A 12066-nucleotide genomic window follows, 5' to 3' on the forward strand; every position below is an offset into this window, starting at 1 on the left:
AATCACCTTCCGGCGTTCATTTCATCGTCACCCACAACGCGTAAGGAATAATGATGCCCCGACTTTTTGCCGCATTGGAAGTGCCGCATGATGCCGCATTGTCCTTGTCACTTTTGCGAGGCGGTTTACCTGGTGCACGTTTCATCGAAGTCGAGGATTATCATATCACCCTGCGTTTTTTCGGTGACATGAACAACGAGATGGCTGATGAACTTGTTCACGCACTTGATCACATTGAAAGAAAGCCGTTCAATTTGCGACTGAAAGGCATTGATGTCTTCGGTTCAAAAACGCCCCATTCGATTTATGCAAGCGTAGAACCATGTGAGGAGCTGCTGCTTTTGCAAAGTGATATTGATCGTATTGCCAAAAGACTTGGCCTCAAATCGGATAAAGGGAAATATATTCCACATGTGACAGTTGCTCGCCTGAAACAGGTGAAGCTTGATGATCTATTGCCCTATCTTTCTTCACATGGCCACTTTGAAACGGGATATTTTCCGGTTAACCGCTTTGTGTTGATGTCATCGCACGAGTCAATTGGCGGTGGGCCATATATTATTGAAGACAAATGGGCACTAAAAATAAAATAATTTCGGATATGTCCTGCATATTATAGATATTAATGAATTGTTTTGGAAACTATCAATATTTCCGTAAGCGAACCATAGAGGATTGTCCGGGTACAATTTAAAGCTGAACGTGATTGCAATGCTAACTACCGCGTGTGTTAATAATCTTCGTCTAGGTATTTGGAGTTATGATATCACGTCAAAAAGGAGGTCTAACGCAATATAGCTACGAGTCATTGATCTATCGGGATATTTTTCATATTAATTGAATCAATTTTACCGGTTTTTCATGATGAGTTTGAGTGGGCAATATATTATTTGTTTCAAAGTGAGTGAGAGTTGATTAAATCCTCGTTAAACGAACATGATCGCACTGTTTCTGTTATTATTCCATATTACAATGGATCAAAATATATAGAACGAAGTGTACAAAGCGTACTTGATCAAACTGTTAAACCGAATGAATTGTTAGTCATCGATGATGGATCAATTCAAGAAGAGTCAGATTTCTTAAATATTATTGCAAAGAAAATGGGATTTTCTGTTCTTCGTAAAGAAAACGGTGGGCAGGGGTCAGCGCGAAATTTCGGTGTTGCACATACAAAATCTAAATTTATCTGTTTTCTTGATCAAGATGATTTCTTTTTGCCAAATCATATAAAGCAATTAATGGATGCGGTCGAATTGCAAGATCCGAAATTTGGTTGGGTCTACGGCGATTTATGTGAAGCGGATGAGGAAGGGAATATCGTTCAAACGAATGTTGTCGTCCGGAGTACAAAAGATTCTCATCCTAAAACAAGTATATTGACCATGCTAAGGTACGATATGTATGTTCTCCCATCAGCCTCTTTAATTAGTCGCCGGGCTTTTGAAGATGTCGGTGGGTTCGATCCACAGTTTACAGGCTATGAGGATGATGATTTTTTTCTCAGGTTATTCCGCAAAGGATGGACTAATTATTATTTACCGAAAGCTGTGACAGTGTGGTGTATCAATAATAATAGTACATCTTTTAGTATCAAAATGAGTCGTAGTCGTTTGCGTTATGTAAAGAAGATATGTGATAATTTTGACGAAGTTTCCGGCTACGGGCATCGTTATATAAGGGATTGTCTCGTACCACGTTTTATGGGTACTTTCATTAAAGAAGCGAGACAGGCCGTAAAAAAGCCAAAGACACCTCAACAAATCAAGATGTTTGAACACCGCGATGAAATTATTTCATTATTAGACCAATTCATTGACGTTATTTCACAAAAAACAAGATTAAGAGGGCCTGTCCGACGTAAGCTGAAACGCGCTGTATTAAAGATTAAAATAGAAAGAACTATTAAAAAGATATTTTTTAAATATTAATTTAGTTAATCAATTTTCCATAAAACATATTTATTGTTTGGTAATATACATAAAAAATAAAAAGTATTTTTCAGTACAGTAATTTCATAGTTTTATATTTACAATATATATGTATTTTCATTAGAAAAACAAAACGTCGTCTGTGTAGAAATAAAATATATAAATTTGTTTGGAAATTGAAATGCTCGTATCGGCGATACAATCAAAAGTGGTCGTTTGTTATATCATGCAAATGAATCAATAAATATATTTTTAATCACAAAATATAAACATATATTCAATATTTAAATAACTTAAAATTAATTAAAAATAACAATAAAGAAAAATATTTAATTGATATATATTATATTAATGAATTATTGTTTTTGCCAAAGCGAATATTAAAAAGAAAGAGGTTACGTGGTTAAGGGGTAAAATTTCTCTATCCTTGTGATAAATCTTTTTTGAGATTGTTTCGTGGTCGGTTATTGCCGCACTATTCATATTCTTTGAGATGGAGATGGAACGACTCTTCAGGGTTATAATTGGAGTGGCACAATACAATATGCCGTTTTGCTGTTAAGCTAATTTCTCAACCACATAGAGGCGATGACGTTTTCTGGCAAAAGCTTCTGAACTGTTCCTCTGTTGAGGATAAAATATTTTAAACATCAAAACGCTTTCAGACAATAGAAACAGGTTTGATTGATTGTCGTATAATGATCTGAAGCTTCAATGCCACCTTCGAGAGGTGAAAAGCGTGGATGTTTTTATTGCGTTTCATTTGCCTGAAGATGGGAAATTTTCCACCTGCACGTCTCGTTCTTTTGTCTTTTAGTTACACCGTTTGTTCTGTTTTTCTTCCGATAGGTAGCTTTTTCGCCCTAATCGTTGTCATTTGACGCAATTAACTATTTTCAAGTCTGTGTTAGCGCCGTACAAAATTGTTTGCCGAGGAAAGGTAAAAATATAATAATTCTGTTTTAAATTTTAAATAAAATTATAAATCATTATATTATTTATTTATAAATAAATTTAAAACGACGTCATATAACACAACATAACCACATATTCATAAATAAAATATGTGGTTATGAAAAATAAAGCATGTTAACTCAATTACTGTTGAACGAACTTAAGAGCGTTTCTGAGCCAAAAGGTTTTCTACAGCAGTAGACAGATTCTTTTCAAAAACATCCAATGAAAAATATTTTTTAAAGATTTTCTGCCCTTCAAGCCCGATGTTATGCCATTTATCGCTTAATTCTAATGCGTGTTGTAACGCCTTTGCGATACCTTCGGGAGTCGACTGCTCAATTATAAATCCGGATTTGTCATTTTCTAAATATTGACTTGTTCCGGTTTCCTTTGTGCACATAATAGGCACACCGGCACCTAAAGCATCTATCGAAACTATTGGCAGTGTATCGCTTCGAGATGGAACAATTACAAGATCGGAAGTTTCCGTTTCGATGACACAATCTTCGTGAGATAGTTCACCATTTACCGAGACATTCTCGTAACTTTTTGCATCAACTTCCAACTTTGCTTTGAGTTCTTTTGATAATGTTCGACCAAAAAAACGAAGTTTGAATTTTTTGCGATATTCCGGTGCGAGATATTGCATTGCTGCTAAAAGAAGGTCTTGACCTTTCCGATATTCATATGATCCGAAAGTAGATAATAGGAGTTGGTCTCCCTTATGGTTTTTGCGTTGAAGTTGAGGAAAACCGGTTTCCAATCGTCCAATCTTATTACTTCGATATTTTTTTATATGCGCAATTGCATAGTCGCTTACACCAACAATATTTTCTGCATCATGTAATATTTTTGCACAATCCGGAAATTTATCAGCCAAATCCGAGACGAGTTCCACTTCATGGATGTACCATAAAACCGGAACAACGGAATCAAGCTGTTTAACAATTGGCCATGTTACAACTGTGTTTGCAATCACGAGATCAAAATTGCGTGCGAAAGATAGTACACTTTCGTGCATTTTTAGCAACAAACTATCTATGATAACGTTGAAGCCTAATGATTGTAGTTCTTTTGCTAAAGGACCGTCCTCGGGACTGGTTATAACAACAAAATACCCCTCTTTTTCCAACGTCTTTGCCATTTCGACAACAACTCGCGGCGCACCGCTATTTGTCAGATCATGACTCACGATCAATATATCGCCCTTCGATTTTTTGTCATATCGTCTTCCTGGATAGATAGAGAAATCTTCGGGCGAGTCATGATATAATAATGATCGCATTAACGGAGTGAAATATGGGTCATTTGCGACTTGTTCGGGCCAACGTTTCAAAAGATAAATATCCGATTTATCAATTTTTGGAGAAACATTCGTTTCAGATTTACCGATTGATAGATGCCCTAAATGAGTTAATTTTGAATCTGGTTGATATATGCATGTTTGCCCTAATTCACGTATTTTAAAGCATAAATCCACGTCGGAATGAGCAATTGGTGTGTGTTTGCTGTCAAATCCACCGACTTGTGAAAATGTTTTTGCAGAAACAAGTAAACACGCTCCGCAAAGAAGCGAAACTTCCCGTATTTGATCTGCCATATTGAAGTACGGATGTTGAATGTCTGGAACTGCATGAAATGCAGTACCAACCAAACGACGCACCCCGGTGACCATGCCGGCGTGTTGAATAGTGCCATTTGAATAAAGCATTTTGGGAGCTACGGCGCCAACTCCCTTGATCAGAGCCACGTGAACGAGCTGTTTCAACCAATCATCATTTATGATTCTAACATCGTCATTGAAAAATGCCAGAAATTGGCCTTTCGCTTGCATCGCCCCTTGATTACACTTATCAGAAAAGTTGAAGGGCTTATCGTAGCTCACAAAACTTATGGTCTTATTTTCACTCTTTAACTGGTCGATAATTTTCGAGTTTGTAACGACCAAGATTTCATAATTGGTATAATCTGTATGAGTTAGGATAGAATTGAGTGAAGCACGAATATTTTCAATGTTATCCGATGGTATAATAATCGATACCATTGGTTCTTTACCGGCTTCATCCCACTCGATACGATTGCCAAAAGATAACGGCTTTGCTTTACCATTCCAATTTCTTCGATCAGCTGCAGATTGCAAAGCCAGAATGTTGGTAACCCTGGCATAATCCTTACCCCCTGCCGCCCCGGAAGTAGCAATCGCGCGCCAGCCATATAGCGGTTTTGCTATATGATAGATGTTATCGGTTTTCTCTGTCATACGTAAAGCAAGATCATAGTCCTGTGAAAAATCATATCGGCTACGAAAACCACCGATCTCTTTTACGAGAGAAGTGCGGCAAACTGTCAGATGCCCGATATACATGTTATTGGTTAGAAGCACAGGGCTCCAATCCGGCTTTGCGAAAATTTGCAACGGACAGCCATTCTCGTCAATAATGCACTCATCCGAATAGACAACATCAGCCTGAGGATGCTCCTTTATACACTCGGCGACAGATTGTAGTGCATCCCAAGTCAATTCATCGTCGTGATCGACAAATGCGATGTAATCGCCCGAGGCGATCTGCAATCCCACATTACTGGATCCGGCAATTCCTAAATTTTCATCGTTATAGATAACTTTTATGCGATTATCGATATCAGAAAATCTCGTTAGAATTTCCCGTATATAAGGTGGTTTTGAAAAATCATCGACCACTACAATTTCAAAATTTTGATAGCTTTGCAAAAGTAAAGTTTGAAAAAGACGTTCCAGAAATTGGGGAGGAGTGTCGAATACCGTTATAAGTATAGTGAATTTTATGTCGCCATTACGGATGAAATTATAATTATTTGTATAGTCAAACCTGTCAAGTATATTTTTTGCAGCAATAGAAAAATTTTTTTCAACCGGAATATCAATGAAACGAGTTGATAACTTATCTGATCCGGTGGAATTTTTCAGTGGCTTTGGCCCTAATCCCACATAGTGTAAGCGCTTTTTGATGCTCTTTTTCCATTTTTTGCAGAAGCGTTTAAACTTGCTTTTTGTTTCTTTATTTGACGTTTTTTGCTGCATAAATAAGCCGGCTTCGTTTTTTCCTTGACCGATTGGCTTGGAAGCTTGCCAGAGCTTGGTATATTTAAATAGATATGAATTATTATCTTTTAACAAGGTGAACATTGGAGGTTCTACAAGAACTTTAGACCGATAATCCGGATTAACTTCAAAAAACATGGAACGTGAAACAACAAGCGGATGTTTTGTATCATTTAGGTTGCGTTCAAGATCCTTTAAATTATTATAAATACTTTGATAATGTCCGGTCAAATATCGTTTATAATTGTGATCAGCGAAAACCTTATGAAATTTTATTACAACAATTGAATCATAAAAATGTATAGATTCGATACGTTGACTGTATAAATGAAATATCTCTCCATCTTTCAACTTAGCGATTTCATTTGCCGGTATATATTGATAATTTAATGCGTCAGTCAGGTTTTTTAAAAATTCCTGTGCTGCGCCTTTTGCACGAAAACCACCTTGATACGCTGCATCGTAACTGCAATGGAGATCTTCTATTATGAATAATCCCCCTGGTTTCATACGAAGAAAACAATTTTTGAAAGCAGCAATAATATCCTTAGATTTGTGTGACCCGTCATCAATGACAATGTCAAACTGATCATCCTTCAATTTGTCATTAAGCTGTTTTTCATTCGATGCATCGCAGCAGAAAACGTTAATGCCGCTTTCGAAATCCAATTTGGCACATTCAGGATTTATATCAAGCCCGACAAATGTTGAGCCGTCAGGAAAATATTTCTTCCAAATTTCAAGCGATCCGCCGTTCTGTACGCCGATTTCAAGTAAACTTATAGGTTTGTTCTGCTTCAAAAAAACATCAAAAAACTGAGTATATACGTCAATATAGTTTTCCCATTTATCAGACGATTTATTGTCATGATCCCAAAAAATCTTCTTTAAATCCTGCATATTTTTTCCCTATGTTCCAGAGGAATGCCATATTACACTGTAATATATGTTTTCCATCCAACGATCTGTAAGTTGAATGTTGAACGTATTTTCTCATTATTCAGCAATGAGTTTTTTGGTCTCGTGGCAGAGGTCCTGTATTCTAAAGAGCTGATAGAACGAATATTACATATTTTTTCGACTGTTTTCTTTGACAGGCTAAACACTTCACGAGCAAAATCGGCCCAATTCGTTTTTCCGTCAGGCACAAGATGAAAAATACCACGCCAGTTTTGTGGTGGAATTTTACCTGTTACTTGCTTGCTGATAGCAATGATATTGTTAGCAATAAAATCGGCACTTGTCGGAGTTCCCCACTGGTCGCACACGACGTTTATTTCATCATGCGTTTGCGCCAGCCGGATCATCGTTTTAACAAAATTATTTCCAAATCGGCTATAAACCCAGGCAGTGCGCAAAATGATGTGGTTTGGATTGGCTTCTATTATAGCCCATTCGCCTTCGAGCTTGGAAAGGCCATAAACGTTCAGTGGCCCGGGAGCATCATCTTCCTTATAGGCATTTTCTTTCTGTCCATTAAAGACATAGTCTGTCGAAATATGAATGATCGGCAAACCATTGTCTTGCGCGACTTCAGCAACATTTTTGGCACCGTCTCTGTTGACAGAAAATGCTTCCTGAATCTCGGTTTCGGCCTTATCGACAGCAGTGTAGGCAGCGGCGTTGACAACGATGTCAGGCTTATAAACTTGAACAGCCTTTGCAATTGAAGTTTTATCGGTGATATCAAGTTCAGGTCGACCAAGTGCAACAATTTCAACGTCTTCTTGTGTCGAATGCAGCATGGATTGCGCAACTTGACCGTTTCTTCCGGTAACCAGAATTTTCACAGTTGTTCCCCCTTTTCAAGCGATTTTTGCGCGTTCTTTTAACGGCTGCCACCACCATTTATTGTCAAGATACCACTGGACGGTTTTCTTCAAACCTGTGTCAAAGGTCTCCTGCGGTTTCCAATGAAGTTCTGTCATGATTTTCGTTGGATCAATCGCATAACGCCTGTCATGTCCGGCCCGGTCTTTAACAAATGTAATGAGTTCCCGATAAGATTTTCTATTTGCACGGGGCTTGAGTCCATCAAGAATGTCACAGATAGATTCGACGACCTGAAGGTTGGTTCGTTCATTATGTCCGCCAACATTATAGCTCTCGCCTATTTTGCCATGGCAGACAATTGTTTCCAAAGCCCGCGCGTGATCCTCGACATAAAGCCAGTCGCGAATATTTTTTCCCTCTCCATAAATAGGCAGTGGCTTTTCATCAAGCGCGGAGAGAATAACAAGCGGAATAAGTTTCTCGGGAAAATGGTATGGACCATAATTATTTGAACAATTGGAAATAACAGTTGGCAACCCATAGGTATGATGCCAAGCGCGCACCAGATGATCCGACGAGGCTTTCGAGGCAGAATAGGGAGAAGACGGGTTATACGGTGTTTGTTCGGTAAAAATACCGCTGTCGAAAGGCAGATCTCCGAACACTTCATCGGTAGAGATATGGTGAAAGCGGAATGTCTTTTGTTTGCTATGGTCCAATTTTTCAAAATAACGGCGCGCTGCTTCCAATAAACGAAAAGTGCCTACGATATTTGTCTCAATAAACGCTGATGGCCCAAGAATTGATCGATCTACATGACTTTCAGCTGCAAGATGCATAATGGCGTCGATTTGTTCGTTTTCCAAAATTTTAAAAACAGCATCACTGTCACAGATATCCAATTGATAGAAATGATAGTTTTGTTTACCAGCCAATGTTTTTAAAGATTGAAGATTTCCTGCATAGGTCAGCTTATCAACATTAAAAACATCATATCCCTTATTAACAAGATGTCGGCACAATGCCGACCCGATAAAACCTGCACCGCCAGTCACAAGAATTTTCACTTTGTCATCTCCGCAAAATCGAAGAGCTCCGCATCTTTCAAAAATGGTGCATTTTTGTCTTTTTCCGAAAGCTCGACATGGGCCAGGTCGATCGGCCATTTGATCGCTATGTCAGGATCATCAAAACGAATAGAACGATCGCATTCAGGAGCATAATAGTCTGTTACTTTATAGACAAATTCACAATTGTCCTCAAGCGTTAGAAACCCGTGTGCAAACCCCGCAGGAATATAGAACTCGTTCCATTTGTCGGGTGAAAGTTCAACACTTGTCCATTTGAGAAAAGTTGACGAACCGTGTCTTATATCAACTGCAACGTCAAATACACGTCCCCGTGTTACGCGAACGAGTTTTGTTTGCGCGTGTGGACTAAGTTGGTAATGCAATCCTCTTAAAGTACCGGCTTTAGCAGAATAAGATTGGTTGTCTTGAACGAAAATGTCGTTGATACCGTGAGCTGAAAAATCTTTGGCATTATAAGTTTCTGAAAAAAAACCGCGATTATCTCCGAATTTTTTAGGCTGAATTATAAAAACATCGGGAATAGGCGTTTTATTGACTTCAATCATTACCGATCTCCGTAACAAGACGTTTTAAATACTCTGCATAGCCGGTTTTGCCTAGCTGATCGGCCCGTTTTAAAACCTGATCAGCTGTCAGATAGCCGTTATTATAAGCGATTTCTTCTGGACACATCACCTTGATGCCTTGTCGTTTTTCAATTGCTCTAACATAAGACGATGCGTCGTGAAGGCTATCATGAGTGCCCGTGTCAAGCCATGCATATCCACGCCCAAGTCGGATAACTTGTAAACGCTTTTCAGCAAGATATAAGCTATTGATATCGGTTATCTCGAGTTCTCCACGAGCAGAAGGTTTTAAATCTTGTGCAAATGAAACGACATCATTGTCATAAAAATAAAGTCCGGTAACAGCCCAATTGGATCGTGGTTTTTCCGGCTTTTCAACGAGTGATTCTGCCATACCTGTTTGCTTATCAAAACTTACAACGCCATATCGCTCGGGATCATCGACACGATAGGCAAATACCGTTGCGCCGTTTTTGAATGATTTCGCTTTTTCAAGCTGGTTCGCAAGGCCGTGACCAAAAAAAATATTATCGCCAAGTACAAGTGTCACATGGTCATCACCTATGAATTCTTTGCCAATTATAAAGGCTTCGGCAAGGCCATTCGGATGGGCTTGTTCGGCATAAGAAAAATTAATTCCATAAGCGCTGCCATCACCCAGCAATTGATGGAATAACGGGAGGTCACGCGGCGTCGATATAATAAGAATATCACGGATTCCTGCCAGCATAAGAACGCCAAGCGGATAATAGATCATCGGCTTATCATAAATTGGCAAAAGTTGCTTTGAAATTCCCAAAGTTGCCGGATATAGTCTCGTTCCGCTCCCTCCAGCAAGAATAATCCCCTTCATACGCTTAACCTCACTTGAATAGCTTTTTTGAAAACAAGTAAAATGCTATTTAGGTGTGTCACGAAATAAATCCACAAAGAGTTCGAGAAAAAATCAAGTCACAAATTCCTATATCTATTGTAACAAACTTATCATAAAATGCATGAATGCGCATCTGTAAAACAAAGATATAAGAGCAATTTTTACGTCTTATGACTGTTTTTTAGTCACTTGTCAAAATTACATTGGCATAAAGATCTCTTTATATCCCTGTTGCGCCATTGTGCGACATCTGTTAAATCACCGGAAGCTAAAAATCTTCAAGGAGTGCATAATGGCTGCCAAAGAATATATTATCAAGGATATCGGCCTTGCCGACTATGGTCGCAGAGAACTCGATATTGCCGAAACTGAAATGCCGGGGCTAATGGCCTGCCGTGAGGAATTCGGCTCCTCTCAACCGTTGCGTGGCGCACGCATTTCCGGTTCGCTGCACATGACAATCCAGACAGCCGTTCTTATTGAAACGTTAAAAATGATCGGTGCAGATCTGCGCTGGGCTTCATGCAATATTTTTTCAACGCAGGACCATGCTGCCGCAGCAATTGCTGCAGGTGGTACACCTGTTTTTGCAGTCAAGGGCGAAACGCTTGAACAATATTGGAGCTATACCGATGCTATTTTCCAATGGCCGGACGGTAAGCCTTCAAATATGATTCTTGATGATGGCGGTGATGCAACAGCTTATATTCTGACCGGTGCCCGTGCCGAAGATGGAGAAGATGTTCTTTCCAAGCCGGAATCCGAAGAAGAGGCAATTTTCTTTGCCCAAATCAAGAAACGCATGAAAGAAACACCCGGTTTCTTTACCCGTCAACGTGATGCCATCAAAGGCGTGACCGAAGAGACAACGACAGGTGTTCATCGTCTCTATCATTTACAGGAACAAGGGTTGCTTCCGTTCCCCGCAATCAACGTCAATGACAGTGTAACAAAATCCAAATTCGACAACCGTTATGGCTGTAAAGAATCGCTGGTTGACGGTATCCGTCGCGGTACCGACGTGATGATGGCCGGTAAAGTTGCTATTGTTTGCGGCTATGGCGATGTTGGCAAAGGCTGTGCCGCTTCCCTTTCTGGTGCCGGTGCACGTGTCAAGGTCACCGAAGTTGACCCGATTTGCGCTTTGCAGGCAGCTATGGATGGCTATGAGGTTGTAACACTCGAGGATGCTGCACCGACTGCCGACATTATCATTACGGCAACGGGAAACCGTGACATTGTCCGCCTTGAACATATGCGGGCCGTCAAGGATATGTGCATTATCGGCAATATCGGACATTTTGATAATGAAATTCAGGTCGCTTCACTGAAAAACCTGAAATGGACGAATATCAAGCCGCAAGTCGACATGATTACATTTCCGGATGGAAAACGCATTATTCTTCTTTCGGAAGGACGTCTGCTTAATCTCGGCAATGCAACAGGGCATCCTTCTTTTGTTATGTCGGCGTCTTTCACCAACCAGACATTAGCCCAGATCGAATTGTTCACACGTGGCGAGAATTATAAAAATCAGGTCTATGTTTTGCCGAAACATCTTGATGAAAAAGTTGCCCGTTTGCATCTTGATCGTCTTGGCGTCAAACTGACAACGCTGTCGGAAGAGCAGGCTGCCTATATTGGTGTTTCGGTCGAAGGTCCGTTCAAGCCTGATCGCTATCGCTACTAAAACCGGTTTGGCTGAAAGAAGCTAATCCATATTGTTTTTAAAGGTCGGACAGAAAATGTCCGGCCTTTGTTTTTTGAAGATACTTCACCTGAAAAGCATAGA

At 39.6% G+C, this 12066-nt stretch carries 8 protein-coding genes; 3 read left to right on the plus strand and 5 right to left on the minus strand.

Annotation, left to right across the window (positions count from 1 at the left end; genetic code table 11):
• The first annotated feature begins 53 nt into the window (after positions 1–53).
• Positions 54–593, plus strand: a complete 540-nt coding sequence (thpR, locus tag H3S83_RS01925) for an RNA 2',3'-cyclic phosphodiesterase (protein WP_198239635.1) — start codon at positions 54–56, stop codon at positions 591–593.
• A gap of 318 nt (positions 594–911) precedes the next feature.
• Positions 912–1931 (plus strand): glycosyltransferase family 2 protein, encoded by a 1020-nt coding sequence (locus H3S83_RS01930; RefSeq protein ID WP_198238757.1) that lies wholly within the window; start codon positions 912–914, stop codon positions 1929–1931.
• Between the two features lie 1114 nt (positions 1932–3045).
• Here the strand turns inward: H3S83_RS01930 and H3S83_RS01935 are convergent.
• From H3S83_RS01935 to rfbA, 5 genes are read right to left on the minus strand one after another with little or no spacing between them, the layout of a single operon-like run.
• Positions 3046–6870, minus strand: coding sequence for a glycosyltransferase (locus H3S83_RS01935; protein WP_198238758.1), 3825 nt, complete (start codon positions 6868–6870; stop codon positions 3046–3048).
• Positions 6871–6902: 32 nt separating this feature from the next.
• Positions 6903–7760 (minus strand): dTDP-4-dehydrorhamnose reductase, encoded by an 858-nt coding sequence (gene rfbD / locus H3S83_RS01940; protein WP_198238759.1) that lies wholly within the window; start codon positions 7758–7760, stop codon positions 6903–6905.
• Positions 7761–7775: 15 nt separating this feature from the next.
• A complete protein-coding gene (gene rfbB / locus H3S83_RS01945) occupies positions 7776–8810 on the minus strand; it encodes a dTDP-glucose 4,6-dehydratase (protein WP_198225463.1) in 1035 nt (344 codons plus the stop codon).
• Positions 8807–9379 (minus strand): dTDP-4-dehydrorhamnose 3,5-epimerase, encoded by a 573-nt coding sequence (gene rfbC, locus H3S83_RS01950; protein WP_198238760.1) that lies wholly within the window; start codon positions 9377–9379, stop codon positions 8807–8809. The genes rfbB and rfbC overlap by 4 nt, the downstream gene beginning before the upstream one ends.
• A complete protein-coding gene (rfbA, locus tag H3S83_RS01955; RefSeq protein ID WP_198238761.1) occupies positions 9372–10253 on the minus strand; it encodes a glucose-1-phosphate thymidylyltransferase RfbA in 882 nt (293 codons plus the stop codon). The genes rfbC and rfbA overlap by 8 nt, the downstream gene beginning before the upstream one ends.
• A gap of 313 nt (positions 10254–10566) precedes the next feature.
• Between rfbA and ahcY the strand changes: the two genes are divergently transcribed.
• A complete protein-coding gene (gene ahcY / locus H3S83_RS01960; protein ID WP_075869610.1) occupies positions 10567–11964 on the plus strand; it encodes an adenosylhomocysteinase in 1398 nt (465 codons plus the stop codon).
• Positions 11965–12066 lie beyond the last annotated feature (102 nt).

The organism is Bartonella sp. W8122 (assembly GCF_016102485.1).
Lineage (GTDB): Bacteria > Pseudomonadota > Alphaproteobacteria > Rhizobiales > Rhizobiaceae > Bartonella > Bartonella apihabitans.

Excerpts from the sequence above, each read along its gene's own strand:
- H3S83_RS01935 (WP_198238758.1), bottom strand. The coding sequence starts at position 6,870 with ATGCAGGATTTAAAGAAGATTTTTTGGGATCATGACAATAAATCGTCT.
- ahcY (WP_075869610.1), top strand. The coding sequence starts at position 10,567 with ATGGCTGCCAAAGAATATATTATCAAGGATATCGGCCTTGCCGACTAT.
- thpR (WP_198239635.1), top strand. The coding sequence starts at position 54 with ATGCCCCGACTTTTTGCCGCATTGGAAGTGCCGCATGATGCCGCATTG.
- rfbC (WP_198238760.1), bottom strand. The coding sequence starts at position 9,379 with ATGATTGAAGTCAATAAAACGCCTATTCCCGATGTTTTTATAATTCAG.
- rfbA (WP_198238761.1), bottom strand. The coding sequence starts at position 10,253 with ATGAAGGGGATTATTCTTGCTGGAGGGAGCGGAACGAGACTATATCCG.